We start from the raw sequence: 26,262 nt of genomic DNA on the forward strand, positions 1-26,262 counted from the left end.
TATATAGGTGGGAGTTAGATATCACCGACTTATTAGCAAGTTTTCGTTGTAAGTAAATACTCAAAAATAGCCAATATGTGTAAGTATCCTACAATTTTGTCTAGGCGAATTGCAATGAAAGTTGACCCATGTAGACCATTTTTTTCGTTTTATTTTGAATTTAATGCCTAACAAATGTGCAACATTAGGCAAATAGAGCCGATTTTTTGCATGTTTATTGATATTTGTTAGGTTGCTCGCAAAAAGCCTTGAGTAAACTAATTGGTCGAATTTTGCAGGGATGTAATTTTTTTTCAAAAAAGACTGATATTCATTCTTATTTACTTGAGTGCTTTGAAAATATGCAATTACACGAGTTGGTCAATACTATCGGCCAAGACCTTCAACGCCGTTATGGCGAGAAGGTTCACAAGCTGACGCTTCATGGTGGTTTCAGCTGCCCAAACCGAGACGGGAAAATTGGCCGTGGAGGTTGCACGTTTTGTAACGTGGCTTCCTTTGCCGATGAACAAACTCAAATTCAAAGTATTGCTGACCAGCTAAAAGATCGTGCGGGTGAGATTGCTCGTGCCAAGAAGTACCTGGCTTACTTTCAGGCGTACACCAGCACTTATGCTGAGGTGCAAGTGCTCAAGAATATGTATGAAGAGGCGCTAAAAGCACCCGGTGCAGAGATCGTCGGCCTTTGTGTTGGTACGCGACCAGACTGTGTGCCTGATGCGGTGTTGGATCTGTTAGCGGGCTACGTTAAACAAGGCTATGAGATTTGGCTCGAGCTTGGCCTGCAAACCGCCAATGATAAAACCCTCAAGCGAATTAACCGCGGCCACGATTTTGCAGTGTATGAAACGATCACCCAACGCGCACGCGCTTTAGGTATCAAGGTGTGTACTCATCTGATTGTTGGCCTACCAAAAGAAACCAAAGCGGATAACCTTGAAACCTTAGACAAGGTATTAGCCGTTGGCACCGATGGTATTAAGCTGCACGGCCTTCATATAGTAGAGGGCAGTACCATGGCTAAGGCGTGGAAGGCAGGAAAGCTAGAAGCCCCAAGCCTTGAAGAGTACATCGATATCGCGAGTGAGATCATTCAACGCACTCCTGCGGACGTGGTTTATCACCGTGTTTCTTCAGCGGCGAGACGCCCAACCTTACTTTCTCCTTTATGGTGTGAGAACCGCTGGTTAGCGATGACTGAAATAGGTCGTTCGTTGGATAAAACCGGTGCTCAAGGCATCAAAACGGGCTCTGCATTCGAGTACACGTTGCCTGTTTTAAACGCGGCCAATTAATAGAAATGGGTGACTGTAGGTAACAGCAGATAAAACCAATAAATAGTGGTAACATTTCCCTAATAGATTTTATGGTATAGATTGAGAGTAAATGGAACTGGTAATGACTTGGTTGTGGGACAGGGCGTATGGCTACGGTATTTATATCGTTGTTGTATTGCTGATTGCTCTCATCTGCTGGCATCTCTATTCTCGTTATCAGTCGCATATCGAAACGCTTCTACTTGCTACCCCGTCGCCACTCTACTTTGTTGATGTTCGAAGTGGCGAAATACTCTATGCCAATCGCCAAGCCATGCAGTTGCTTGGTATCCGCCAAATCGGTGTTAATTTTCGCTTTCCTACTGTGGAAAGCGAGAACAGCTTTCGTCACTACTTAACCAACCACATCAACTCTCGAGCCTTCGAGCAGGTCTCCCTGTGGGCGCTTTCTGAATTTGAGTCGTTCAAGATCAACTTGATCGGTCGTAAGATCCATTTTAGAAATAAGCAGGCTTGGATGATTCACGCCTCACCTTATAAAAACACTAACGAAGAACTGTCCCAAGAAGTTCGAGAACTGAATGTTGCTCGTACCGCTTTGGATTCTTTGTCTGAGCTGATCTACGTGAAAGATCAGAAAGGTCAGTTAGTGACGAGTAATCGCTCGTTTAAAAAGTTTTGGCATGGTCGTGCTGAAGAGGGCACCCTGAGTGTTTCTGGTGGAGTATTAAAAGGTCGTGTAAGTGAACGCTCTTGGACTACAGATCAAGATGGAAAAAGCTGCTTGCTTGAAACCTACCAAAGTGTGCTGCTTTCCCAAGATGGAGAAACCATCGGCACGCTCTCTATTAGTCATGATGTGACCGATTGGCATGACATGCAGCAGAAACTGCGTGGCGAGATGGAGAAGCGAAAAGATACCGAAGTGGCACTTGCGCAGCGTGACACCATCTTGCAAAACCTCCTGGAGGCCAGCCCAGACTCGATTGGTATCTTTAATGAAAACATGGTTTATCAAGCGTGTAATAAACCATTTGTGGCTGCGCTGGGTATCTCTGAAGTCAGTGACTTGATCGGTAAACGTTTACAAGATGTGGTGCCACATAGCATCTATACGCGAATATCAGAAACCGATCATCAAGTGCTTCATCAAAGTAAATCACTGCGTTATATCGACAAAGTGGTCTCAAGTGATGGAACATTTACTTGGTATGATGTAGTCAAATCACCGTTTAGAGATCCAGCATCGAGCACTAATGGTGTGTTGATCATGGCGCGTGATATTACAGAGCGTTATCTAGCAGAACAAAAGCTTGAAGAAGCCAACCTTGAACTTGAACGCCTCAGCTTTATGGATAGCCTGACTAAAGTGTCTAACCGACGTCGTTTCGATGAACAGCTCTCTACACTGTGGCATTATCATGTGCGTGAGAAGCTGCCACTGACGATCATGCTATGTGATATCGACTTCTTTAAAGGCTACAACGACTTTTACGGACACCAACAAGGCGATGATGCTTTGATTCAGGTTTCTCAGGCATTTAAGCAGGTGTTGAATCGTTCATCTGATTGTGTGGCTCGTTATGGTGGTGAAGAGTTCGGCTTTATTCTGCCAAATACAACGACCGAAGGTGCTCAGCTGGTGGCGCAGCGTATTCATGATGAAGTCCTAAAATTGGAACTTGCGCATGAGAAGTCGACAGTCTCTGAATTCATCACGGTGAGTATTGGTATTATCTCTTACATTCCTACACCTGATGATGAAATGGAATCGGCTGTTGCCTTGGCTGATAGTGCGTTGTATCAAGCGAAATCAGACGGTCGCAACCGTTCAATGGTGCATCCATACTCAATTCGCTAACGCTATAAAATTGGCAATTTGATTATCCCCGGCTATTTTTGCTTAGTTAGTATTTGTATTGGTTAATTAACCTTCGAAATTACCGCTGAACACTTGCTGCGTGTGATGTAGCTAGCTTACCTCCCATCTTCAAACAGGGTAGAATGTTGCTAGTCTTATCGCATGGAGCGCTAAATGAAACCCATGAAAAATCTTGCCCAGTATTACGTGGATCTACTCGTAAAACTGGGGATTGTCCGCTTTTCTATCTTACTCGCCCTAGCGCTTGTTGCCCTCGCTGTTGTTGTGCAAGTCGGTATCACCCTTGCACTCAAAGGCAATGTTGATGACATCGACATTGTCCGTTCAGTTTTCTTCGGTTTAGTGATCACGCCTTGGGCGGTTTATTTTCTGTCAGTGGTCGTGGACCAGTTGGAAGAATCACGTCAAAGGTTAGCGAAATTGGTCTCTAAACTTGGCGACATGCGTGAGCGAGACCAAGAACTCAACAATAAAATGCAGCTCAATATCGAGAAGCTTAATCAAGAAATTGAAGAGCGTGAAAAAGCGGAAGAAGCGCGCGCAGAAGCAATGCAAGATCTCGAAAACGAGGTGTTCCAGCGCGAGCGTACTCAGCTTGAACTCGCAGAACGTACTGCACTGTTACGCTCGTTTATCGATGCCTCGCCTGACCTTATTTACTACCGTAATGAAGATGGTGTGTTCTCTGGTTGTAACCGTGCGGTTGAAGAGCTCACTGGTAAAACAGAAAAAGAGCTAGTTGGTTTAACTCCTTGGGATGTTTACAGTAAAGAGGTCGCTCAGCAAGTTGTTGAAACCGATAAGAAAGTATTTGCTGACAACCAAGCACTGACTTATGACCAATGGCTTGAATACCCAGATGGCCGCAAGAGTTACTTCGAACTGCGTAAAGTGCCTTTCTACAGCAAAGATGGTCGTCACTTGGGCTTGGTTGGTTTTGGCCGCGATATTACTGAACGTAAAGAGCATCAAGAGTCGTTAGAAAAAGCCAGCCGCGATAAGACCACCTTTATCTCAACTATTAGCCACGAGTTAAGAACGCCGCTCAACGGCATCATTGGCTTGAGCCGCATGCTGCTTGATAGCCAACTGACCACCGAACAGCGCAAGCAGATGCAAACCATCAAGGTGAGCGCGGTGACACTGGGTAATATCTTCAACGATATTATTGATATGGATAAGTTCGACCGCCGTAAGCTTGAACTCTTCCCTACGCCTATTAACTTTGAAGATTTCGTTGTCGAGATCGAAAGTATCTCTGCGTTGATGGCTGAGCAGAAAGGGTTAAGGTTCGATCTAGAAAGATTGTCTGATCTTCCAGCTGCTGTTGAGGTGGATGGTACTCGTCTTAGACAGGTACTGTGGAACCTTGTTAGTAACGCGATGAAGTTCACCAAAGATGGTGGAGTGGTGATGACAGTCAGCGCCGACATTGATGGTGACTTTGCCAACATTACGATGGAAGTGGAAGATACTGGTATTGGTATCCCTGAAAGTGAAATCGAGAAGATCTTCGCGATGTACTATCAGGTGAAATCGGGCACGGACAACTTGCACGCTGTCGGCACGGGTATTGGTCTCGCTGTCTCTCAACAGCTAATTAATATGATGGATGGCCACATTGAAGTCATCAGTGAAGAGGGCTTTGGCAGTACCTTTACGGTTTCGATTCGAGTTCCAGTGAATCACGATACTCAGGCTCTGATCAAAACGCCAAGAAAACAGTCGAATCTTAAGATCTTTATGGTCGAAGACATTGAACTCAATATCACAGTGGCTCGCTCTCTACTTGAAAGCCTTGGCCATGAAGTGACAGTCGTGATGACGGGTAAAGAGGCGCAAATTGCTTTCAATCCTGAAGACTATGATTTGGTGTTGTTGGATATCCAACTGCCAGATATGACGGGTTTCGATATTGCTCAATACTACCGCGAGAAATACAGCCAGCTACCGCCTTTGGTGGCGTTAACTGCGAACGTATTAAACAACAAGCAAGAGTACTTCCAGAAAGGCATGGACGAAGCGATCAGTAAACCTTTGTCGGTTCGAGCTATCCAAGATGTCATCAGTGAACTTATCGAAGATGCACCAGAGGTAATTGAGAAGGTAGCGGGCACCGATAAGGTTGAGAGCATTGATAAAGTCGACGCGAGTAAGCCTGTTCTTTCAGAAATTGATACCACTTTGCTTGATATTGATATGCTAGAGTCTTATGTTGATATTGTTGGACCGAAACCGGTTTTGGATAGCATCGCGATGTTCGAAGATATGATGCCGGAGTATATGGAAATATTGAACTCCAACATGGTCGCGAAAGATAAAGCCAGTATCGTTTCTGAGGCACATAAGATTAAAGGTGCTGCAGGTTCTATTGGTCTGAAACGCATCCAACAAGTTGCCCAGAAAGCTCAATCTCCAGATTTGCCTGCGTGGTGGGAGAACATTTCAGATTGGGTTGATGAGATAAATAACGAATACCAGAATGACATTGAAGTTTTAAAGAGTTGGTTAAATCAAAGGTAGAAGAATAATGAAAAAATTAGCATTCGCCGCATGTGTAGTGGCATTAGCGGGTTGTTCTGCGCCACAAGTAGAATGGCAGCAAGATAATCAAGTCGAAGTATCTGCAGCAACAGTTACCATGAAAAGCAACCTTTGGCACAACAAGATGCCAACGATTGGCGGGACTCAAGATAAGACCCTACATGGTGCTATCTACCTAGAGTCAGACTCACAACTGCCAGCAACGCTTGCGGTTGAAAGTGTTACGGTTAAACAGGGTGCAGACACCTTGTTGGTAACGGCTGACGATCTTGATTTAAGAACACACAGTGAAACTCAATGGGAAGTCGCGTTTGTATGGCAGCTAGAAATCGACAGTGACAAGCCTGTTGATGTGGCGGTGGAACTTAAAGATGGCGAAACCGTGAAGTGGTTAGTAGAGAAAGACGTTAAGGTGGATACGGTTTACTAAAATCTTATCCAATTAAGAACAATAAAAAAGGGAGAATGCGTTGGCATTCTCCCTTTTTAATAACTATTGATGACGCTTCTAGTGTTCAAAACACTTACTGGTGAGTAGTGCTAAATGGTAAGAGGCGCGAATCGAATTAGTCTTCTAGGTCACCACAAAAGCGGTAGCCTTCACCGTGAATCGTTGCGATGATTTCTGGCGTACCAGAAACAGATTCAAAGTGCTTACGAATACGACGGATTGTTACGTCTACAGTACGATCGTGTGGCTTAAGCTCACGGCCAGTCATCTTCTTAAGAAGGTCAGCACGTGTTTGGATCTTACCTGGGTTCTCACAGAAGTGAAGTAGAGCACGGAACTCTGAACGAGGTAGCTTGTAGCCTTCGCCATCTGGGCTAACCAGAGAACGACTGTTGATATCTAGTACCCAACCGTTGAACTCATACTTCTCAACGCTACGCTTCTCTTCTTGAACAGAGCTTGTGCTCATTGAACGGTTCAGAAGGTTGCGTGCACGGATAGTCAGTTCACGAGGGTTGAAAGGCTTAGTGATGTAGTCATCAGCGCCGATCTCTAGGCCAAGGATCTTATCAACTTCATTATCACGACCAGTTAAGAACATAAGCGCTACGTTTGCTTGCTCACGTAGTTCACGCGCAAGTAGTAGACCATTCTTACCTGGAAGGTTGATGTCCATAATTACAAGGTTAACTTGGTTGTCAGATAGCACTTGGTGCATCTCTTCACCGTCGCTAGCCTCAAAAACAGCATATCCCTCTGCTTCAAAAATACTCTTTAGAGTGTTACGAGTTACTTGCTCATCTTCAACGATAAGAATCTGCGGGGTTTGCATTTGGCGGTACCTAAATTTGTGACGAAACTGTGCTAATAGAATAAATTCTAGGCAAAAACATAACATACAGGTAATGTATTTTTGATGATAACTTAAAGTTTTCAAAAAAACACTTACTTCCAGCTATCTGCCTTCCTTGAAGTATTGCCCAATAACGTAGATCCAGTACGCCTTTCAATCATTCTTTTAGTGATTGGAGTGGATTCTATAATGTTAACAGCATGCTAACAACGCGAGAATGTTAATTCCATTCACTTTGTTGATTTACATCAATTGCCGTATCGCAACAAACTTTAATAGTATGGCTACAACTTAACCAATGTTATGGTGACTATTTAGCACCAAAACAAGAATGATTATTCGAGATGCTTCTCACATCTTGCCTGCTAAAGACCGGATTATGAACCAAGGAAGCTGAAAGCTGTCTTAAGAGTCTAGTAGATAAATATGCTCAATCAACTTTTATTGAGTAGTAAATTGAGCATAGAACAATGAAAACAAAGGATTAATTTTAATAACATATAAAAGCATAGAGGCTAGCCTGACATAACCGGTAACGCCTTACTCACGGAGGATATATGCACGATATAACACCCGACTTGTGTGATGAGTTTGAAAGCGAAGTCACCCTACTGAACATGCCATTGCAGAACTTCGGCCAACGTGGTGCGTTCTTTGGAAAAATTGTAACAGTTCGTTGTTATCACGATAATTCCAAGGTTCGCGAGGTTTTAGAGACCGACGGCTGTGGCAAAGTGCTTGTCGTTGACGGAAATGGCTCATGCCAGAAGGCGCTGCTTGGCGATCAACTCGCTATTCTCGCGATAGAAAACGGTTGGGAAGGCGTGATTGTAAACGGTGCGGTGCGTGATGTAGGCATGATGTCGCAAATGGACCTTGGCGTTCAGGCGTTAGGTGCATCGCCATTCAAAACAGAGAAACGCGGTGTCGGCCAAGTGAATGTGACACTCTCTATACATAATCAACTGATTCAGCCTGGTGACTATATTTATGCCGATTGGAATGGCGTGTTAATTTCATCTGAGCTGTTAATTGAATCGTAACTGACTCAAATTGAATGCCGTTGATAGATTAGAACGGGGAATGGTTTGTGATGTACTAAAAGTTTGGATCTCAATCCGCACTAATCTGTTAATAAAGAACAAGCTAAAGAGACTAAAAGCGAAACCCTAGTCCCACTTCAACACCTTGCTGCCACTCTTCATAATCAAGGGTGGCATGCAAATCTAGGTTATCTGTTAGTTGCACTCGGCTGGAAACCTCTGCGGCTACCGATTTCTCATTGTCTTCGGTCTCGTCTTTATAGGTGTGTAGAGAACTGTTAAAAGAGACTCTTTCTGAGAACTGATAACTGACACCACTCAAGAATCCACTTTCCTGTTTCAGTGCCGCACTATTGATACGTGTACCGACGTAAAGATCCACATCTGAAAACAAGCTATAAGAGTAGCCACTGTCTATCTTCCAAGTATCGAAGCTTTCACTCGACGCGTTTTGTGTGGAGATAAAGAATTTATGAGAAGAACTATCGATCTGGCTGGGTAGTAGAGGCAAGCTATTCGCTGAACAAACAACAGGCATAGCAAAAGCCAAAAGAATAAGTAATCTCTTCATTTCCCACTCCTGATGTCATTATTATTGTTCTTCGAACGTTATCGTTCAATTAAAGCACAGAACTTGTACGTTCGCTGCACAATTGATATAGCATTTTGTTATGACTATATATGCAATTGATCACTCTTGCCTGTTCAATGAGTAAATCCAGTATCTTAAGTGAAGGTTTATACAGGGTGTTTTATCCCTTAAATGACGGTTTGCTCTGAAAAACGGTGCGAATGTGAAAAAAACGCAACTTTTCATTGACGTCCAGTGGTAAAAATTGATACACGTAGAGTAAAGCACAAGCAGAGAATTTGATATGCAGCACGTAAGCCACCTAGTAATGACCACAACCATTATTATTACCGACATTAACATTGTTGGGGCAGGCTGCTAAGTAACTGATTTTAAAAAAAAGGCCTGTATCCAACAAGATACAGGCCTTTTTTTGTACCATTTTTATGACTTATGGAGAAAGGGATGCGCGTTTTAAAGTTTGGAGGTTCATCATTAGCTGATGCAGATCGTTTTTTACGAGCGGCTGATATCATCGCTAATAATGCCCAGCAAGAAGAGCTAGCCGTTGTACTATCGGCTCCAGGAAAAACAACCAATAAGTTGGTCGCTGTTATTGAAGCTGCACTGAAAAATGGTGAAGCTGACGCACAGATTACAGAGATCGAATCTTCATTTAACACACTGTTTGCAGAGATCAAAGCGGTCGTGCCTTCTATCGATGGTGCCGCGTTTCAAGAGCAGGTGGATACCTCTCTTGCTCAGCTAAAGCAGTTCGTGAATGGCATCAACCTACTTGGTATGTGCCCGAACCACGTTAATGCTCGCATCATCAGTAAAGGTGAGCGAATCTCTATCCAGTTAATGAAAGCGGTACTGGAAGCGAAAGGCCAACCAGCAAGTCTGATTGACCCTGTCCAATACCTATACGCTAAAGGTGATCACCTTGAAGCTATGGTCGATGTGGACGTTTCAACTCAGAACTTCCGTCAGTCGCCACTGCCTAAAGGTCACGTAAATATCATGCCGGGCTTTACAGCAGGTAACGATAAAGGTGAGCTAGTCACACTTGGCCGTAACGGCTCTGATTATTCAGCTGCAGTTCTAGCGGCATGTCTACGTGCTGATTGCTGTGAGATCTGGACAGATGTAGACGGCGTTTACAACTGTGACCCGCGTTTAGTGGATGATGCTCGTCTTCTTAAGTCTCTTAGCTACCAAGAGGCGATGGAGCTTTCTTACTTTGGTGCTTCGGTTCTACACCCGAAAACCATTGCTCCTATTGCGCAATTCCACATTCCTTGTCTGATCAAAAACAGCTTCAACCCACAAGGCGCAGGTACTTTGATTGGTCAAGACACTGGCGAAGATAACCTAGCAATCAAAGGTATTACGACGCTAAGTGACCTAACCATGGTTAACGTATCAGGCCCAGGCATGAAGGGCATGGTAGGTATGGCGAGTCGTGTATTCGGCGCGATGTCTTCTGCTGGCGTTTCTATTGTCCTTATTACTCAATCTTCTTCTGAGTACAGCATCAGCTTCTGTATTGAATCGGCTGATAAGGTGAAAGCGAAACAAGTGTTGTCAGACGCGTTTGAACTTGAACTTAAAGATGGCCTGTTAGAGCCGGTTGAGTTCATGGATGACGTTGCGATTGTAACGCTGGTGGGTGACGGTATGCGCACTTCACGTGGCGTAGCATCTCAGTTCTTCTCTTCTTTAGCTGAAGTGAACGTCAACATTGTTGCTATTGCTCAAGGTTCTTCAGAGCGCGCTATTTCAGCGGTTATCCCTGAAGACAAAATCTCTGAAGCAATCAAAGCGTGTCACGAGAACCTATTTAACTCTAAGCACTTCCTAGATGTATTCGTTGTGGGTGTCGGCGGTGTTGGTGGCGAGCTTGTTGACCAGATCCAACGTCAGCAAGGCAAACTGGCTGAAAAAGGCATCGTGATTCGCGTATGTGGTTTAGCAAACAGTAAAGGTTTGTTGCTAGACAGCGATGGTCTACCGTTAGAGCAGTGGCGTGACCGTATGTCGAGTGCGACTGAAGAGTTCAGCCTAGCGCGTTTAGCGGCTTTGGTTCAACGTAACCACATCATCAACCCAGTATTGGTTGATTGTACGTCTAGCGAAGGTATTGCGGCGCAGTACGCTGATTTCCTAGCGGCTGGTTTCCACGTAGTAACACCAAACAAGAAAGCAAACACAGCAAGCATGGCTTACTACCATCAGCTTCGTGAAGTTGCACGCAACTCACGTCGTAAGTTGATGTACGAGACAACAGTAGGCGCAGGTCTACCGGTTATCGAAAACCTACAGAACCTAATTTCTGCGGGTGATGAGCTTGAGAAGTTCAACGGCATTCTTTCTGGTTCACTGTCTTACATATTCGGTAAGCTTGATGAAGGTATGACACTCAGTCAAGCAACTAATATTGCTAAAGATAACGGCTTCACTGAGCCGGATCCTCGTGATGATCTGTCTGGTATGGACGTTGCGCGTAAGCTGCTTATTCTTGCTCGTGAAGCGGGTATGGCACTTGAGCTTGAAGATGTTGAAGTTGACCAAGCATTGCCACCGGGTTTTGATGATTCAGGCACGGTTGAAGAGTTTATGGCTCGCTTGCCAGAAGCTGATGCTTACTTCCAAGAACAGTCAGCGATCGCAGCAGAAGAAGGCAAAGTACTTCGTTATGTTGGTGAAATCGCCGATGGTAAGTGTAAAGTTCGTATCGCAGCTGTTGATGGCGACGACCCAATGTTCAAGATTAAAGATGGCGAGAACGCATTAGCATTCTACAGCCGTTACTACCAACCGATCCCTCTAGTATTGCGTGGTTACGGTGCGGGTACTGAAGTTACAGCAGCAGGCGTATTCTCTGATGTGATGCGTACTCTTGGTTGGAAATTAGGAGTTTAGGAATGAGTTCAAGTGATATGGATGTTGTTGTTTATGCACCTGCATCAATCGGCAATGTCAGTGTAGGGTTTGATGTGCTGGGGGCCGCTGTGTCTCCAGTGGATGGCGCGCTGCTCGGTGACCGAGTAATGGTTAAAGCAGGTGATGAATCATTCTCACTAAAAACAGCAGGCAGTTTTGTTTCTAAGCTGCCAACTGAAACCAAAGAAAACATCGTTTACGACTGCTGGGTGGTATTCTCTCGAGAGCTTGATAAAAAAGGCGTTGCGGTTAAGCCTTTGGAAATGACACTAGAAAAGAACATGCCTATTGGTTCTGGTTTAGGTTCAAGTGCCTGTTCAATTGTCGCGGCACTGGATGCTTTAAACCGTTTTCATGGTCAGCCCCTGAATGAAACTGAACTGCTTGCTCTGATGGGCGAAATGGAAGGTAAAATTTCAGGCGGTATCCACTACGATAACGTTGCACCCTGTTACCTTGGTGGTGTGCAATTAATGCTGGAAGAGCTAGGTATCATTAGTCAAGAAGTACCATGTTTTGATGACTGGTACTGGGTAATGGCGTATCCGGGCATTAAGGTTTCAACGGCAGAAGCTCGCGAGATTCTACCTTCTCAATATCGTCGCCAGGATGTGATTGCTCATGGTCGCCATTTAGCGGGTTTCATCCACGCGTGTCATTCTGGTCAGCCAGAGCTAGCCGCTAAGATGATCAAAGACGTGATTGCTGAACCATATCGTGAGAAACTGCTTCCAGGGTTTGCTGATGCGCGTAAATACGCAACCTCAGCTGGAGCGCTTGCTACTGGGATCTCCGGTAGTGGCCCAACTCTATTTAGCATTTGCAAAGAACAAGATGTCGCCGAGCGTGTTGCACGCTGGTTAGAACAAAATTACGTACAAAACGAAGAAGGATTCGTCCACGTTTGTCGTTTAGATAAGCAAGGTTCGATCGTTACAGGAAGTGAGTTATGAAGCTGTACAACATCAAAGAAAATGACGAGCAAGTCTCTTTTGGCCAAGCCGTTCGTCAAGGTCTAGGCCGCAATCAAGGTCTATTTTTCCCATCTGAACTGCCAAAGTTTGATGACATCGATGCGCTGCTAGCAGAGGACTTTGTCCCTCGTAGCTCAAAGATTCTGTCAGCATTGATTGGTGATGAATTACCAAAAGAACAGATCGACCAAATGGTGGATGCAGCGTTCCAATTCCCTGCACCAATCAACCAAGTAAAAGACGGCGTTTACGCGCTTGAGCTTTTCCACGGTCCAACACTGGCGTTTAAAGATTTCGGTGGCCGCTTTATGGCTCAATCTTTAGCAGCTGTTTCTGATGGTGGTCAAATCACTATCTTAACGGCAACATCAGGTGATACTGGTGCGGCGGTTGCGCATGCTTTCTACGGCATGGAAGACATCAATGTTGTGATTCTTTACCCGAAAGGCAAGATCAGCCCACTGCAAGAGAAGCTGTTCTGTACGCTTGGCAAGAACATCCACACTGTGGCGATTGATGGTGACTTTGATGCGTGTCAGGCTCTAGTTAAAGACTCATTTGATGACGCTGAACTGCGTAAAGAGATCGGTCTTAATTCGGCAAACTCGATCAACATCAGCCGTTTAATGGCTCAGATCTGTTACTACTTTGAGGCGGCTTCTCAGCTGACTAAAGAGCAACGTGAAAACCTCGTTATCTCTGTACCAAGTGGTAACTTTGGTAACCTAACGGCTGGTCTATTGGCTAAAGCGCTAGGTCTACCTGTTAAGCGTTTTATCGCAGCAACTAACGAAAATGACACTGTTCCTCGTTACCTAGAAACAGGTCAATGGGATCCAAAACCGACTGTTGCGACAACATCGAACGCGATGGACGTAAGCCAACCAAACAACTGGCCTCGTATCGAAGAGCTTTGCCAACTGAAAGGTTGGGGCTTAGATACACTAGGCAAAGGTAAAGTATCTGACGAGCAGAGCGCTGAGTCAGTTCGCGACCTAAAAGCACAAGGTTACCTATGTGAACCACATGGTGCGATTGCTTACCGTCTACTGGAAGAGCAACTGCAAGAGAACGAAACTGGCTTGTTCCTGTGTACAGCACACCCAGCGAAATTCAAAGAAGTGGTTGATGACATCCTAGGTTCTGATATCGAACTGCCTGGCCCGCTAGCAAAACACGCGGCGATGGAATTGTTGTCTGAAGATCTTGATAACGATTTTGAAGCGCTAAAAGCTGTGCTTCGTCGAGTTCAACCGTAACGTCCATTTGTTTTTCGAACAAATAAAAACGGCGCTCAATGAGCGCCGTTTTTGTATTCTAATTTAAGCTCTAAAAATTATAGAGACTCAGTGAACGTACGTGCGATAACGTCACGTTGCTGTTCAGTTGTTAGAGAGTTGAAACGTACAGCGTAACCCGATACACGGATAGTTAGCTGTGGGTAGTTCTCTGGGTGAGCAACTGCATCTTCTAGCGTTTCACGCTTAAGAACGTTAACGTTTAGGTGTTGGCCACCTTCGATGCGTGGTGCTGCTTCGATTGCAACTTCACGGCTTTCGTACTCGCCTAGGTCTGCAGCTGAGATAACTTGGTCAGCTTCGAAACCTGCAGTAGCAACAACACAACGAGCTTCATTCTTCTCGCTATCTAGTAGCCAGATTGAGTTTAGTAGGTCATCGTTTGCTGCTTTAGTAATTTGAATACCTTGGATCATAACTATCTCCTAGTCCACTAAATGTGGTTTGATTATGGTGTTAACTTTCGATTTTTATTGAGCTGGGTAATATATACCTAATATTAGTAAGGTTAACATTGATTTAAGTCAAAAAACAACCAAAAACCATATTTTTACAAAGGTGATTATATTGAGGTAAATCAATAAAACCTTTGAAAACAAAGTAATTACAAAATATTTTAAAGTATAAAAAATATTTAACAGTCATATTTGTTGTAAGTTTACTACATTTGTTGTGTTTTTATTGAACTACAACCGATACGACCCTTTATTTATTAAGCATTCTGAAAGTGTAAAGTGATTTAATGACAAACAATAATTCATCCTCAAAACCGGAAACAAATATTAAGTTTATTGGCGCTCATGTCTCGGCTGCTGGTGGAGTTGATCAGGCGCCTATGCGTGCACGTGAAATTGGCGCCAATGCGTTTGCACTGTTTACCAAGAACCAGAGACAGTGGGCGGCAAAACCGCTAGAAGCGAAAACCATTAGTGCCTTTAAAGCTAATTGCAAAATGTTGGGCTTCGGTGCTGAGCACATTCTTCCTCATGACTCCTACCTTATTAACCTAGGAGCACCAGAAGAAGAGAAGCTAGAGAAATCACGCGCGGCTTTTATTGATGAAATGGAGCGTTGTAATCAACTTGGATTAACGCTTTTGAATTTTCATCCTGGGAGTCATTTAAAGAAAATCTCAGAAAGCGAATGTTTGGCGAAGATCGCTGAATCGATCAATCTAGCTCATCAAGCGGTACCTGACGTAATCGCAGTGATCGAGAATACGTCTGGGCAGGGCACTAATCTGGGTTGGAAGTTTGAACATCTAGCAGAGATTATCGAACAGGTAGAAGATAAGTCACGTGTTGGTGTGTGCTTAGACACCTGCCATACGTTTACTGCTGGCTATGACTTACGTACAAAAGAGGCGTGTGAGCATACTTTTGCTGAGTTCGACCGCATCGTGGGTATGCACTATCTAAGAGCAATGCACATCAATGATTCAAAAGCTGAGTTCGCGAGCCGAGTCGATCGACACCATTCTTTAGGAAATGGCGAAATTGGCTGGGATTGTTTTGAGTATATTGCCTCTGATTCTCGCTTTAATGGTATCCCTCTTATCTTGGAAACCATTGATTCGACGATCTGGAAAGAGGAAATTCAACAACTTAGAATGTTTCATCGCTCAGCAACGCTAGCGAGCGAACAAGCGTAATAATAGAGGGGGAAATTTATTTCCGTCTATTTCTAAAAATTGGCACCTTTCTTTCATAGTATTAAAGTGAATATGTAGTTCACGATGTCTTAGAGGAGGTGCCTTTATGTATTCAATCACCCAAACTTCAACTATTGCTGTCGCACGCCGTTTACCTACACCAAACCGTCACGTGCATAACCACGGCCACCATCGTACACAGCAGAAAAGTGGTTAATCGAGATAAGCACAACTTGAACTGATTATTATGATTCATCAACAAGTGAACCCTACACATCATGTTTATTGATAGCTGTATGAGGTATAACTAGAGCCTTATTTAGGACAGTTAGCCGATACAGCTATTTTTTTGTCTGGCGAAAGCCGCTAGAAACCTTGATGATTGGGAAGTAAAACGATGAGCGCACCAAAGACTTGGGAATCCATTATTAATGATGAACGTGATAAAGAGTACTTTCAGAGTGTCCTCGCGTTTGTTGAACAGCAACGTAATAGTGGTAAAACCGTCTACCCGCCACAAGAACAGGTGTTCAGTGCCTTTGATATGACGCCTTTCGAATCCGTGCGAGTGGTTATCTTAGGGCAAGATCCTTATCACGGTGCTAACCAAGCTCACGGCTTAGCATTCTCAGTGCTTCCTGGTGTGAAAATCCCACCTTCTCTACGCAATATGTACAAAGAGCTTGCACAAGATATAGAGGGCTTTGAGATTCCTAGTCATGGTTATCTCGATTCTTGGGCATCGCAAGGGGTGTTGATGTTGAACACAGTCCTTACAGTCGAAGAGGCAAAAGCACACTCACATGCTAAGTGTGGCTGGGAAACCTTTACCGATGCCATTATTGCTGAGCTCAATCAGCGCTCTGAACCGATCATCTTTTTGTTGTGGGGCGCACACGCCCAGAAGAAAGGTCAAGCGATTGATGACGACAAGCATCATGTGTTGGTTGCACCTCACCCATCGCCATTATCGGCACGCCGTGGATTCTTCGGTTGTCAGCATTTCTCTACAACCAACAAGCTGCTTTCTTCTATGGATCAACAACCTATTGACTGGCGTTTACCAACAGAAGTGTAGGTTGGTGGTTTTCTGAGCAGGGTCAAATCATAAATCAGCATATTCGTATACACTTATAAATAGTAGGTGTAATGGAGTGCAATACTATGATGATTGAAAGGATAAGACGAGAGCATGGCTATATGGCTCGTTTACTCGCGATACTCAACAGTAAGTTAGAGTTTCTGAAACAGGAGCGAGAAATAAACTATAGCCTGATCGCAGAGGTGGTTCATTACCTTATGAACCATTCAGACAAAGTGCATCACCCTAAAGAAGACGTCATTTATCGCTACTATCTTAAGCAATATGGCAGCGAGCAAGCGATTGAAGACTTGGAGTTAGAGCATCAATTGCTTTCTGAGAAAACGGCGGACTTTTTAGGTTTGGTCGATATGATCCTTCAAGATGCGGTGGTTCCTCAGCAAGTCTTTATTGAGCAGCTTGAAGCGTTTGTTAAGGCTCAGCGAAAGCACATGGAATATGAAGAGAAGCATGTGCTACCCATGATTGTTGAGGCGTTCACGGTGAAAGATTGGCAAGAAGTGGAGTCTCAATGGCTTCAACCGGAAGATGACCCTGTTTTTGGAGAGACCATCGCCGATCAATATCGCCAACTCGCGGCTCGGGTTCGACAAAATGAACAAGAGTGTGTTTAGCCCGTTGTAATGTTGAGGTGCACCTATTTTAGGTGTCCTCTATATTAGAGGGTTGGTTTCCAAATGGCGCTTTGAGCGGATTAACTACCTCAAAAAATAAAAAAGGCACCTATATAGGTGCCTTTTGCTATCTGATTTCTTATCGTGCTGATTAAAGTTTTATATCGTCAAGGCTAAAATCAAGACCTAGGTTCATCTCTCTCAGCTCTTTCTCAAGCTGCCTACGATCGTTGATGGCTTCGATTTCACGCCACTTACGCTTGAGTGGTTTCGAGCGTGATTTTTGAGTTACACGAGGCATTTCTAGTTCTGATACTTCATCGAATTGAAAGCTATCCATAAGCCATATCTCCTTCCGTGGGACTAGTTCTTACGAACCAATAAATATCATATTTAGGTTCACAATAACTTTGATTTGTTTCTCATTTGTTTCAAATCCATGAAGCTTTTGTTCTATTTTCTTATGCATGCTCACACATTGTGAGAATTATTATGTATAAAAAACAGGCAAACAAACCTAAGTAAACGATTAAATTGGGGGTTATTGAATGTTAATTCATTGTGCGAATGGAATAGCGTTTTGACTACAATGCATTGAAGTGCACATGGTACCGTGCGGTATAGGGATCTCATTGGCCTAGAAAAAAACGAAGATCTTCACTATACCTTGTAAAACCTAGGCTGACGTCATTTTTATAGGATGGTGTTCTTGTTGGGGTAGTGCCGTGGCTGTTGTTGATATTATGTCCCGATAATGTGACTTTTATTGGGCTGCATTGTTGAAAGTTGTGTTAACAAAAGGTGTGTTATTAGTGAAATGTCATTTTAATATAAGTGTATTTGCATATTGATTTTTAGGCCGTCTCGCTGCATTATCCGCCCGTCAAAAAATACACTGATACGTAAAATGGATGCATGAAGCGACATTTACAGTCTCAATCGCCGCAAGAATATAACAAGAGTGCCGACACAACATTGACAGAGGCATAGGTGATTAAGAGGAAGGCTAGGAAGCATGATCGGTGCTTAAACTCAATTACGAGGTTCACGTGACAGACTTAATCAATTTGATGAACGATCTCCTTTGGGGATCTATCTTAGTTTACTTACTGGTTGGTGTGGGTATCTACTTCACTGTACGACTAGGCTTCATTCAATTCCGCCATTTCGGCCACATGTTCTCTGTTCTTAGAAACAGCCGTAAAGCAGACAGTGCTGGTATCTCTTCTTTCCAAGCTCTTTGTACTAGTCTCGCTGCTCGTGTAGGTACGGGTAACATGGCAGGTGTTGCTGTAGCACTAACCGCTGGTGGCCCTGGTGCTATCTTCTGGATGTGGCTAATCGCAATGCTAGGTATGGCAACATCGTTTGCAGAAAGCACACTGGCACAGCTATACAAAACGCGTGATAACGACGGTAACTACCGCGGCGGCCCTGCATACTACATGGAGAAAGGCCTAGGCATGCGTTGGATGGGGGTTCTATTCTCTATCTTCCTCATCATTGCATTTGGTCTTGTATTCAACGCGGTTCAAGCGAACGCGATTGCAAGCGCAATGAATACGGCATTCGACCTTGAGCGTAGCTACGTTGGTGTTGGTATCGTAATCATCTCTGCGTTCGTTATCTTCGGTGGTATCCGTAAGATTGCACGCACAGCAGAAATCATCGTTCCAATCATGGCATTGGCTTACCTAGCGATCGCTATGTACGTGATGTTCGCGAACATCGAGAAAGTGCCTGAAGTACTGGCTCTTATCTTCAAGAGTGCATTCGGTCTGCAAGAAGCAGCAGCGGGTGGCCTAGGTTACGCAATCGCACAAGCGATGATTAACGGCATCAAACGTGGTTTGTTCTCGAACGAAGCGGGTATGGGTTCTGCGCCAAACGCAGCAGCTTCTGCTACGCCTTACCCACCGCACCCAGCATCACAAGGTTACGTGCAAATGCTAGGCGTGTTCATGGACACCATTGTTATCTGTTCAGCAACAGTCGCAATCATCCTGATGTCTGGTGAGTATGTACCACACGGTGAAGTAACGGGTATCGAACTAACGCAACGTGCACTAACAGCACAAGTGGGCGAATGGGGCGGCATTTTTGTAGCGGTAGCGATTTTCTTCTTCGCTTTCACTTCAATCATTGCAAACTACTCGTACGCTGAAACGAACCTTATCTTCCTTGAGCACAACAACAAGAAGGGCCTAGTGCTGTTCCGTATCGTTGTTCTGGGTATGGTTATGTTCGGTTCTCTAGCGACGTTACCAACGGTATGGGCACTGGCTGACGTATCGATGGGCCTAATGGCGATTGTTAACTTGGTGGCGATTATCCTGCTATCAGGTATCGTGATTAAGCTAGCGAAAGACTACAACCGCCAACTAGACGCGGGTAAAGTACCAACATTCGATTCGAATGACTTCCCAGAGCTTAAGTCTCAGCTGGAAGACGGTATTTGGGACAACAACAAGAAGTAATCTTGTTGGAGCGATAAACGGCTCATCCTAAAGTGATTAGAAAGGCTAAGGTTTCGACCTTAGCCTTTTTGTTTGCCTGTCATTTGTCTCATTCTGTCTATCGAAGCTCATTCTCCCTATCGAAGTAATAGGAACAGTCATAAAGACAAGTTGATGTTTTTTCTATACTCTAGCAGCATCCAGTTAGATAACCGATTAGGGTAAAGTTATGTTAGTTGTCGTTTCTCCAGCCAAAACACTTGATTACGAATCACCATTAGCGACGGAACGCTTTAGTCAGCCTGAGTTTGTTGAACACTCTGCTGAGCTGATTGAAGAGTGCCGCAAACTGACGCCAGTAGATATTTCTGCACTGATGAAAGTCAGCGATAAAATCGCAGGGTTGAACGTAGCGCGCTTTGAGCAGTGGAGCGAGACCTTTACCCAAGACAACGCACGCCAAGCAATCCTAGCCTTTAAAGGCGATGTATACACTGGCCTAGACGCTGAAACGCTATCGGATGAAGATTTTGACTACGCACAAGACCACCTGCGCATGCTTTCTGGGTTATATGGCTTGCTTAAGCCATTAGATTTGATGCAGCCATACCGCCTAGAGATGGGTACACGCTTAGCCAATGCTCGTGGTACTAACTTGTACCAGTTCTGGGGCAACATCATCACAGACAAGCTGAATGAAGCGTTGAATGCTCAAGGCGACAATGTGTTGATCAACTTGGCGTCTAACGAATACTTTAAAGCCGTGAAGCCGAAGAACTTGGATGGCCAAGTGATTACCCCTGTATTCAAAGACTGCAAGAACGGTCAGTACAAGGTGATCAGTTTCTACGCGAAGAAAGCGCGTGGCATGATGGCTCGCTACATCATCGAGAACAAGATCGACTCGGTTGAGGCGCTGACCCAGTTTGATACGGCGGGCTACTACTTCGTTGAAGAAGAGTCGAACGCGAAAGAGCTTGTCTTTAAGCGCGAAGAGCAAAACTAGTAGTCCTTGGCTAACGAGTAGCTCTCGGTTTTAGCCTGATAACAGACCAGATAGAGAAAAGCCCCATGCAGCGAACTGCATGGGGCTTTTTTATTGAATCGTTGAAGCTGGTAGATTACTTCTTCTTTGCTGCTTTCTTTTTCTTCGCGATTTTTTTCTTCTTCGCGATTTTTTGTTTCTCTACCGCTTTCTTATCTTCTTTCTTCGGCTTCTTCTTCTTAGTCACGGCCGCTTTCTTATGCGTAGGGCGCATGCCTTCAATAAAGCGTTCTTTGATTGGTTCGTCTGTGTAACGAGCCACACGCTCAATCATTAGTTGATCGTGCGCTTCAATGATAGAAACCGCGTTACCTTTTTTACCAGCACGAGCAGTACGGCCAATACGGTGTAGGTATACGTCAGCAGTACGTGGCATGTCGTAGTTGATTACGTGGCTTACGTCTGGAAGGTCGATACCACGAGCAGCAACGTCAGTCGCTAGTAGTACGTTTACAGAGCCGTCACGGAAACGAGCAATCGCGTTGTTACGACGATCTTGAGGCATTTCACCTTGGATCCACGCACATGGGATTTGCGCGCTTTCAAGTTGAGCTCGTAGATCACCTAGACGATCACGCGTCTTCAAGAATACGATGCTGCGCTCAGCTTGCTCTGTGATGACGTGCTTTAGGATGTTCAGCTTGTGCTCTGCTGTGTCTGCACGGTGGTACCACTGAGTGATCTTCTTACGCTCACGAAGTGATGATTTCGCATCGATCTCCGCTGGGTTTTTCAGTAGATCTTCAGTGAAGCCTTCAATGCCTTTACCTTCTAGCGTTGCTGAGAACAGTAAAGTTTGTTTACGCCAGCGACACTCTGCAGACAGACGGTCAACAACAGGACCAAAGCCCATGTCTAGCATGCGGTCGGCTTCATCTAGAACCAGCCATTCAATCGCACGACAGTCAAAACGCTCGCCTTCAATGTATTCCATCAAACGGCCAGGTGTTGCTACTACGATATCTTGAGTGGTGCTTAAGATATCTGCGTGCTCTTGGTACATCACACCGCCCGTGATCGTGAAGATATTTAGGCTGGTGTATTTAGCAAGCTCACGTGCTTGTTCGGTGATCTGCATTGCTAGCTCACGCGTTGGCGTCAGGATAAGCATACGTGCAGGGCCAGATTTTTTACGTGGGAAATCCAGTAGGTATTGCAGTGCTGGCAATACAAATGATGCTGTTTTACCAGTACCTGTTGGCGCAGAAGCCAAAACGTCTCTTCCATCTAACGCTTGTGGGATTGCTTCAGCTTGTATCTGTGTTGGACGTTCGTAGCCCATTTCGTCAATTGCTTTAAGCAGCTCTTGGTTTAGATCGAGTTCTGCAAAGGTTCTGATCACTGTTGTTTCTCCACAAGCAATAAATGTTTCTGCCTCAAAAAGCAGACGATAAAAAAGAGTAGTCGGACATTATAGAAGCATTAGTGATTAGGATCACATGGTATTTGCTACATCTTGAGATAAAAATCTTTAGTGAGCGCAATAAATGCTTCGCTATAACCACCTTGATGGTGAATTGTAAGCGATTCGCGCTGCAAATCTTGCTCGCAAGCAGGATCTTTAGATAACTCGAATAAAATTCGGCTAGCTAGCTTTTTATCTGTTGTTTTTACATCAAGGCGTTTTGCTAGATACCAACCACATTGCTCGGCAAGCTTGATAAAACCTTCCCCCTCAGGCGTCGGTAGGATGAAACTGGCAGTCGCGGCGTCGGTTGTTATCTCGAAACAACGCTGGGCAAGCGCTAAATGATCCAAGCTGTCGGTGTGCCTGGCGGTGGCTCTTTGGCTTTGCTGCGCCTGTTCTCCAGAGTTGAAGTAGGGCGGGTTACAGATGATCGCATCAAACCTTTGTGGAAAGTCGGCTGTTAACACGCTGCCGTGATCAAGGGAGATACGATTTTGCCAAGGCGACTGCTCAATATTGACAGTGGCAGCATCAATAGCGTGTTGATCAATATCTATCGCAGAGATTGAAGCATCTTCAAAACGCTGCGCAGCCATCAAAGCCAGCAGACCTGTCCCGGTTCCAATATCGAGTACACATGATCTTTGTGGCAGGCTTACCCACGCGCCAAGTAATACGCCATCGGTACTGACTGGCATACCGCTTTTCCCGCCGTAAATTGAGAATTGCTTAAAATTGAAGCTTTTAGTTTGCACTGTTTTGTCTTTCATTAATGTTCTGAGTATCGAGATATTTTAAGTGATTAGCTCTAATGTTAACCGCTTGTATGAATCAATGTTCTGCTTGGAAAAATATTGTTGTGCATTATGGTTAGTTTATAATTGTGGCTATTTTTCTATAGCTAGTGGAATCCACTGCTTTTTGTTCTCATATGCAAATTTATATGGTGTTTTTGTGTGGTGACTTGCAGCTAGCCAGTTGTTTCGTCATTATGCGCGACTATTTTATAGATTGATTGGCAGCTTTGAGCTGTAACATTCATGTAAGCACAACATAAATTCATAAATATAATTAAGGATTATCTGTGAAACAGAGTCTAAAACTAACAGATATAATGGCATTGGGCTTTATGCTTTTTGCGTTTTTCTTGGGTGCGGGTAACATCATCTTCCCACCTCTAGCTGGCCAATTAGCCGGTGATCACTTCCTTCCAGCGATGTCTGGTTTTCTGCTGACTGCCGTTGGTCTGCCGTTAATCACTATCGTCGCGGTCGCAGTGGCTGGTGGCTCTTGGGGTCACTTAACTAAAGATCTTCCTAAGAAAGCAGCAACCATCATGGCTGTACTGATCTTTATTATTATCGGTCCTGCATTTGCTGCACCGCGTACTGGCCTTGTTGCCTATGAGATGGCGGTGAAACCGTTCTTCATCGATGCCTCTCAAGCTCACCTAACTCTCTTTTCGATTGCATTTTTTGCAGTAGCGATGTTCTTCTCATGGTCGCAAGGTAAGCTTATTGACGTCATTGGTAAGGTGCTAACACCTGCACTGTTCGTTGGTTTGGTTGTGCTGGCGATTGCTGTATTCGTTAACCCTCAAGGCGACGTTCTTGCGGCTCACGGTGAGTACATCACTCAACCACTGACCAAAGGTTTCCTTGAAGGCTACAACACCATGGATACTTTTGCTTCTTTGATGTTTGGTATGCTGATTGTTGATGCGATTCGTAGCAAGGGCATTACTGACCGTGCAGCGACGACTAAGTACCTAATTAGCGCGGGTTGTATTGCCGCAGCGGGTCTGGCGTTTGTTTACATCTCTCTATTTTTCCTAGGCGCAACAAGTGCAACAGTCGCAGCTGGTGCAGACAATGGCGGTGCTATTTTAAGCCTATACGTTCAATCGTTGTTTGGTCCTTCTGGTCAGCTAGTGCTTTCTGTGATCGTACTATTAGCATGTCTAACTACGGCGATTGGCCTTGTGTCAGCATGTTCTGATTACTTCAGCTCGCTAACGCCTCTGTCTTACAAGACTTGGGTAATCATCAATGGTGTAGCTTGTGCAACCGTTGCGAACGTTGGTCTTTCTCAACTGATTTCTCTGTCTGTTCCAGTACTGTTTGCACTGTACCCAGTCGCTATCGCGTTGGTTGCTCTGACATTCTTACGTAGCCGTTTCCCTAATCCAAAAGCGGCTTACCGCGTAGTGGTATTAGTGTCACTGCTGTTTGCTCTTATTGATGGCGCTAAAGTAGCGGGTGTAGACGTGTCTGCACTTAAGATGCTGCCACTGTTTGAGATCGGTATGGGTTGGTTGCTTCCAACAACGGCTGCAATCATCTGTATGTTCTTTGTTGGCAAGTCAACAGAACAAGAGATGGCTGAAGAGACTGTTTAATCTTCCGTTGAGATTAGATTGTCCTTCGAGATGAAATAGAAAAGGCCTCATTACTTCGCAGTAATGAGGCCTTTTTGTATTCTGTGGTCTTTTTATATCCAGCTAGTTACTTGGTTAGCTACTTAGCCGGGAGTACTTCTGTTTGGTTATAGCTTTTCGCTGTACTCAACCAGTACTTGCTCAACCCAGCTTGCGATACGGTCGTCGCTTAGCTCGTATTGTGAATCTTCATCAAGCGCCAAACCAACGAATTGAGATTTGTCTTCGGTTAACGCTTTAGACGCTTCGAATTCGTAGCTGTCATCGTTTGGCCAGAAGCCAACAAACTCTGCACCCGCGGTTTTCAGTTCATCATGCAATAGACCCATCGCATCTAGGAACCATTCGCCGTAGCCTTCTTGGTCACCCAAACCAAACAGAGCCACAACCTTGCCTTTCATAGGCGTGGTTGCGATGTCTTCCCACAGTTCATTCCAATCTTCTTGGATTTCACCGAAGTCCCAAGTCGAGATGCCCAGCAATAAAAGGTCGTAGTCCGCCATCAATGAAAGAGGGCTTTCTTTCACGTTATGGATATCAACTAGGTCTTCACCAATAATGCCGCGAATTTTCTCTGCTGCCATTTCTGTGTAGCAGGTGGTTGAGCCGTAAAATAATCCAATTTTCATAGCAAACGTTCGATTTTAATTTCAGATGGCGAATTCTAACCATAAATCGACTTCGATTGCAGCGATTATCCGCTCAAGTCGTAATTTTTATGGCATTCATATTTGCTCTGGCATACTCTCAAAACAGTTTCCAATATTGTGAGTAACACTATGCAGTCGCCTCAAGGGCAGAGCGCAGACCACGGTCTCGTTGAGCAGTTTTTAGATGCTATGTGGATGGAGCGAGGATTATCGGAGAATACGCTTGTCTCGTACCGTACCGATTTGTCCAAGTTATTAGCGTGGATGGAAAAGAACAATTACCGCCTCGACTTCATTAGCCTTTCAGGTTTACAGGATTATCAAGGCTGGTTAGCCGACGCCGATTTTAAGCAGACCTCTCGTGCCCGTATGTTGTCGGCGATTCGTCGCTTGTTCCAATATTTGCACCGCGAGAAAATCAGAGGCGATGATCCAAGTGCCTTGTTGATCAGCCCGAAGCTGCCGCAACGCTTGCCGAAAGATTTGAGCGAAGAGCAGGTTGATGCTTTGCTCGATGCGCCAGATCCGAACGATCCGATTGAGCTTCGCGATAAGGCGATGCTTGAGTTACTCTATGCAACCGGTTTGCGTGTGACAGAACTGGTTAGCTTGACGATGGAAAACATCAGCCTAAGACAGGGCGTGGTGCGTGTTATTGGTAAGGGTGGCAAAGAGCGCTTAGTACCAATGGGCGAAAATGCGGTGGATTGGATAGAGACTTTTATTGAACAAGGTCGTCCACATCTACTTGGCGAAAACAGTTCTGATGTGGTTTTTCCGAGTAAACGCGCCAAGCAAATGACCCGTCAGACGTTCTGGTATCGTATTAAGCACTACTCGGTCGTCGCTGGGATCGATACAGAGCTGTTGTCACCACACGTATTGAGACACGCTTTTGCGACGCATTTACTGAACTATGGCGCAGATCTCAGGGTCGTACAGATGTTACTTGGGCATAGTGACTTATCGACAACCCAAATTTATACTCACGTGGCGACTGAAAGGCTGAAGCAAATTCACGCGCAGCATCACCCACGTGCTTAAATCCATTTATTTTTAA

Annotated in this window: 22 protein-coding genes, 1 pseudogene and 1 other annotated feature; of the genes and pseudogenes, 15 read left to right on the forward strand and 8 right to left on the reverse strand. The window is 44.7% G+C overall.

The features are described 5' to 3' along the window. Positions 1 to 341 precede the first annotated feature (341 nt). The 4 genes from AB6D06_RS16145 (at position 342) to AB6D06_RS16160 (ending at position 6,133) form a co-directional block, all read left to right on the forward strand. Positions 342 to 1,295 carry a TIGR01212 family radical SAM protein gene (locus AB6D06_RS16145; protein WP_372111030.1) on the forward strand — a complete coding sequence of 318 codons (954 nt, stop codon included), beginning with the start codon at positions 342 to 344 and terminating at the stop codon, positions 1,293 to 1,295. Positions 1,296 to 1,386: 91 nt separating this feature from the next. Continuing rightward, complete coding sequence (locus tag AB6D06_RS16150) at positions 1,387 to 3,138, forward strand: diguanylate cyclase domain-containing protein (RefSeq protein ID WP_017059307.1); 1,752 nt, start codon at positions 1,387 to 1,389, stop codon at positions 3,136 to 3,138. 174 nt (positions 3,139 to 3,312) lie between these two features. Beyond that, positions 3,313 to 5,682, forward strand: coding sequence for an aerobic respiration two-component sensor histidine kinase ArcB (gene arcB / locus AB6D06_RS16155; protein WP_017062885.1), 2,370 nt, complete (start codon positions 3,313 to 3,315; stop codon positions 5,680 to 5,682). Positions 5,683 to 5,689: 7 nt separating this feature from the next. Next, positions 5,690 to 6,133 (forward strand): hypothetical protein, encoded by a 444-nt coding sequence (locus AB6D06_RS16160; RefSeq protein WP_372111033.1) that lies wholly within the window; start codon positions 5,690 to 5,692, stop codon positions 6,131 to 6,133. A 136-nt stretch (positions 6,134 to 6,269) separates the two neighbouring features. Here the strand turns inward: AB6D06_RS16160 and arcA are convergent, their stop codons facing one another. Together arcA and AB6D06_RS16170 are read right to left on the reverse strand one after the other, a co-directional pair. Beyond that, the gene (arcA, locus tag AB6D06_RS16165; RefSeq protein WP_004741534.1) at positions 6,270 to 6,986 is read right to left on the reverse strand and encodes a two-component system response regulator ArcA; all 717 of its coding nucleotides are present in this window, start codon (positions 6,984 to 6,986) and stop codon (positions 6,270 to 6,272) included. Positions 6,987 to 7,415: 429 nt separating this feature from the next. Next, positions 7,416 to 7,517 (reverse strand): annotated as a pseudogene (locus AB6D06_RS16170) (ribonuclease activity regulator protein RraA); the annotation flags it as partial. A 47-nt stretch (positions 7,518 to 7,564) separates the two neighbouring features. Here AB6D06_RS16170 and AB6D06_RS16175 point away from each other — a divergent pair. After that, the gene (locus tag AB6D06_RS16175; RefSeq protein WP_017059310.1) at positions 7,565 to 8,050 is read left to right on the forward strand and encodes a putative 4-hydroxy-4-methyl-2-oxoglutarate aldolase; all 486 of its coding nucleotides are present in this window, start codon (positions 7,565 to 7,567) and stop codon (positions 8,048 to 8,050) included. A 112-nt stretch (positions 8,051 to 8,162) separates the two neighbouring features. On the opposite strand, the gene AB6D06_RS16180 is transcribed toward AB6D06_RS16175, so the two are convergent. After that, positions 8,163 to 8,621 (reverse strand): hypothetical protein, encoded by a 459-nt coding sequence (locus AB6D06_RS16180; RefSeq protein WP_017070076.1) that lies wholly within the window; start codon positions 8,619 to 8,621, stop codon positions 8,163 to 8,165. Between the two features lie 317 nt (positions 8,622 to 8,938). Further along, positions 8,939 to 9,057 (forward strand) — a sequence feature (Thr leader region). Positions 9,058 to 9,086: 29 nt separating this feature from the next. Here AB6D06_RS16180 and thrA point away from each other — a divergent pair. The 3 genes from thrA to thrC are packed head-to-tail and all read left to right on the forward strand — an operon-like array spanning position 9,087 to position 13,800. Then, positions 9,087 to 11,546 carry a bifunctional aspartate kinase/homoserine dehydrogenase I gene (thrA, locus tag AB6D06_RS16185; RefSeq protein ID WP_372111036.1) on the forward strand — a complete coding sequence of 820 codons (2,460 nt, stop codon included), beginning with the start codon at positions 9,087 to 9,089 and terminating at the stop codon, positions 11,544 to 11,546. A 17-nt stretch (positions 11,547 to 11,563) separates the two neighbouring features. Beyond that, positions 11,564 to 12,520, forward strand: coding sequence for a homoserine kinase (gene thrB, locus AB6D06_RS16190; RefSeq protein ID WP_108121741.1), 957 nt, complete (start codon positions 11,564 to 11,566; stop codon positions 12,518 to 12,520). After that, positions 12,517 to 13,800: a threonine synthase gene (thrC, locus tag AB6D06_RS16195; protein ID WP_017059314.1), complete on the forward strand. Its 1,284-nt coding sequence runs from the start codon at positions 12,517 to 12,519 to the stop codon at positions 13,798 to 13,800. The genes thrB and thrC overlap by 4 nt, the downstream gene beginning before the upstream one ends. Positions 13,801 to 13,877: 77 nt before the next feature. On the opposite strand, the gene grcA is transcribed toward thrC, so the two are convergent. Then, entirely contained in the window at positions 13,878 to 14,255 is a 378-nt protein-coding gene (gene grcA, locus AB6D06_RS16200; RefSeq protein WP_017059315.1) for an autonomous glycyl radical cofactor GrcA, read from the reverse strand. A gap of 326 nt (positions 14,256 to 14,581) precedes the next feature. Between grcA and nfo the strand changes: the two genes are divergently transcribed. From nfo to AB6D06_RS16215, 3 genes are all read left to right on the forward strand, one after another. Then, positions 14,582 to 15,490, forward strand: a complete 909-nt coding sequence (nfo, locus tag AB6D06_RS16205) for a deoxyribonuclease IV (RefSeq protein WP_372111038.1) — start codon at positions 14,582 to 14,584, stop codon at positions 15,488 to 15,490. A gap of 397 nt (positions 15,491 to 15,887) precedes the next feature. Continuing rightward, positions 15,888 to 16,568: a uracil-DNA glycosylase gene (gene ung, locus AB6D06_RS16210; RefSeq protein WP_102428207.1), complete on the forward strand. Its 681-nt coding sequence runs from the start codon at positions 15,888 to 15,890 to the stop codon at positions 16,566 to 16,568. Between the two features lie 86 nt (positions 16,569 to 16,654). Then, positions 16,655 to 17,206, forward strand: a complete 552-nt coding sequence (locus AB6D06_RS16215) for a hemerythrin domain-containing protein (protein ID WP_017070073.1) — start codon at positions 16,655 to 16,657, stop codon at positions 17,204 to 17,206. Between the two features lie 151 nt (positions 17,207 to 17,357). Here AB6D06_RS16215 and AB6D06_RS16220 read toward each other — a convergent pair whose 3' ends face one another. Then, positions 17,358 to 17,546 carry a DUF3545 family protein gene (locus AB6D06_RS16220; protein ID WP_017059319.1) on the reverse strand — a complete coding sequence of 63 codons (189 nt, stop codon included), beginning with the start codon at positions 17,544 to 17,546 and terminating at the stop codon, positions 17,358 to 17,360. A 709-nt stretch (positions 17,547 to 18,255) separates the two neighbouring features. Here AB6D06_RS16220 and AB6D06_RS16225 point away from each other — a divergent pair. Both AB6D06_RS16225 and yaaA read left to right on the forward strand, forming a co-directional pair. Continuing rightward, entirely contained in the window at positions 18,256 to 19,683 is a 1,428-nt protein-coding gene (locus tag AB6D06_RS16225) for a sodium:alanine symporter family protein (RefSeq protein ID WP_032545312.1), read from the forward strand. A gap of 208 nt (positions 19,684 to 19,891) precedes the next feature. Further along, on the forward strand, positions 19,892 to 20,668 hold the full coding sequence (gene yaaA, locus AB6D06_RS16230; protein WP_017059322.1) for a peroxide stress protein YaaA: 777 nt from the start codon (positions 19,892 to 19,894) through the stop codon (positions 20,666 to 20,668). 115 nt (positions 20,669 to 20,783) lie between these two features. On the opposite strand, the gene srmB is transcribed toward yaaA, so the two are convergent. Further along, on the reverse strand, positions 20,784 to 22,049 hold the full coding sequence (gene srmB, locus AB6D06_RS16235; RefSeq protein ID WP_017059323.1) for an ATP-dependent RNA helicase SrmB: 1,266 nt from the start codon (positions 22,047 to 22,049) through the stop codon (positions 20,784 to 20,786). Positions 22,050 to 22,156: 107 nt separating this feature from the next. Next, positions 22,157 to 22,885: a tRNA1(Val) (adenine(37)-N6)-methyltransferase gene (locus tag AB6D06_RS16240; RefSeq protein ID WP_372100363.1), complete on the reverse strand. Its 729-nt coding sequence runs from the start codon at positions 22,883 to 22,885 to the stop codon at positions 22,157 to 22,159. Between the two features lie 314 nt (positions 22,886 to 23,199). On the opposite strand from AB6D06_RS16240, the gene brnQ reads away from it, so the two are divergent. Next, complete coding sequence (brnQ, locus tag AB6D06_RS16245; protein WP_136981991.1) at positions 23,200 to 24,513, forward strand: branched-chain amino acid transport system II carrier protein; 1,314 nt, start codon at positions 23,200 to 23,202, stop codon at positions 24,511 to 24,513. 146 nt (positions 24,514 to 24,659) lie between these two features. Here the strand turns inward: brnQ and fldB are convergent, their stop codons facing one another. Next, positions 24,660 to 25,181, reverse strand: coding sequence for a flavodoxin FldB (gene fldB / locus AB6D06_RS16250; protein WP_017062875.1), 522 nt, complete (start codon positions 25,179 to 25,181; stop codon positions 24,660 to 24,662). A gap of 150 nt (positions 25,182 to 25,331) precedes the next feature. On the opposite strand from fldB, the gene xerD reads away from it, so the two are divergent. Next, positions 25,332 to 26,246, forward strand: a complete 915-nt coding sequence (xerD, locus tag AB6D06_RS16255) for a site-specific tyrosine recombinase XerD (protein ID WP_017059327.1) — start codon at positions 25,332 to 25,334, stop codon at positions 26,244 to 26,246. The last annotated feature ends 16 nt before the right edge of the window (positions 26,247 to 26,262 follow it).

The sequence above is a fragment of the Vibrio sp. 10N.239.311.G01 genome, from assembly GCF_041465805.1.
Lineage (GTDB): Bacteria > Pseudomonadota > Gammaproteobacteria > Enterobacterales > Vibrionaceae > Vibrio > Vibrio crassostreae_C.

Bases quoted from the DNA above. Each gene is read 5' to 3' on its own strand.
- AB6D06_RS16145 (WP_372111030.1), top strand. From the start codon at position 342: ATGCAATTACACGAGTTGGTCAATACTATCGGCCAAGACCTTCAACGC.
- AB6D06_RS16150 (WP_017059307.1), top strand. From the start codon at position 1,387: ATGGAACTGGTAATGACTTGGTTGTGGGACAGGGCGTATGGCTACGGT.
- arcB (WP_017062885.1), top strand. From the start codon at position 3,313: ATGAAACCCATGAAAAATCTTGCCCAGTATTACGTGGATCTACTCGTA.
- AB6D06_RS16160 (WP_372111033.1), top strand. From the start codon at position 5,690: ATGAAAAAATTAGCATTCGCCGCATGTGTAGTGGCATTAGCGGGTTGT.
- arcA (WP_004741534.1), bottom strand. From the start codon at position 6,986: ATGCAAACCCCGCAGATTCTTATCGTTGAAGATGAGCAAGTAACTCGT.
- AB6D06_RS16175 (WP_017059310.1), top strand. From the start codon at position 7,565: ATGCACGATATAACACCCGACTTGTGTGATGAGTTTGAAAGCGAAGTC.
- AB6D06_RS16180 (WP_017070076.1), bottom strand. From the start codon at position 8,621: ATGAAGAGATTACTTATTCTTTTGGCTTTTGCTATGCCTGTTGTTTGT.
- thrA (WP_372111036.1), top strand. From the start codon at position 9,087: ATGCGCGTTTTAAAGTTTGGAGGTTCATCATTAGCTGATGCAGATCGT.
- thrB (WP_108121741.1), top strand. From the start codon at position 11,564: ATGGATGTTGTTGTTTATGCACCTGCATCAATCGGCAATGTCAGTGTA.
- thrC (WP_017059314.1), top strand. From the start codon at position 12,517: ATGAAGCTGTACAACATCAAAGAAAATGACGAGCAAGTCTCTTTTGGC.
- grcA (WP_017059315.1), bottom strand. From the start codon at position 14,255: ATGATCCAAGGTATTCAAATTACTAAAGCAGCAAACGATGACCTACTA.
- nfo (WP_372111038.1), top strand. From the start codon at position 14,582: ATGACAAACAATAATTCATCCTCAAAACCGGAAACAAATATTAAGTTT.
- ung (WP_102428207.1), top strand. From the start codon at position 15,888: ATGAGCGCACCAAAGACTTGGGAATCCATTATTAATGATGAACGTGAT.
- AB6D06_RS16215 (WP_017070073.1), top strand. From the start codon at position 16,655: ATGATGATTGAAAGGATAAGACGAGAGCATGGCTATATGGCTCGTTTA.
- AB6D06_RS16220 (WP_017059319.1), bottom strand. From the start codon at position 17,546: ATGGATAGCTTTCAATTCGATGAAGTATCAGAACTAGAAATGCCTCGT.
- yaaA (WP_017059322.1), top strand. From the start codon at position 19,892: ATGTTAGTTGTCGTTTCTCCAGCCAAAACACTTGATTACGAATCACCA.
- AB6D06_RS16240 (WP_372100363.1), bottom strand. From the start codon at position 22,885: ATGAAAGACAAAACAGTGCAAACTAAAAGCTTCAATTTTAAGCAATTC.
- fldB (WP_017062875.1), bottom strand. From the start codon at position 25,181: ATGAAAATTGGATTATTTTACGGCTCAACCACCTGCTACACAGAAATG.
- xerD (WP_017059327.1), top strand. From the start codon at position 25,332: ATGCAGTCGCCTCAAGGGCAGAGCGCAGACCACGGTCTCGTTGAGCAG.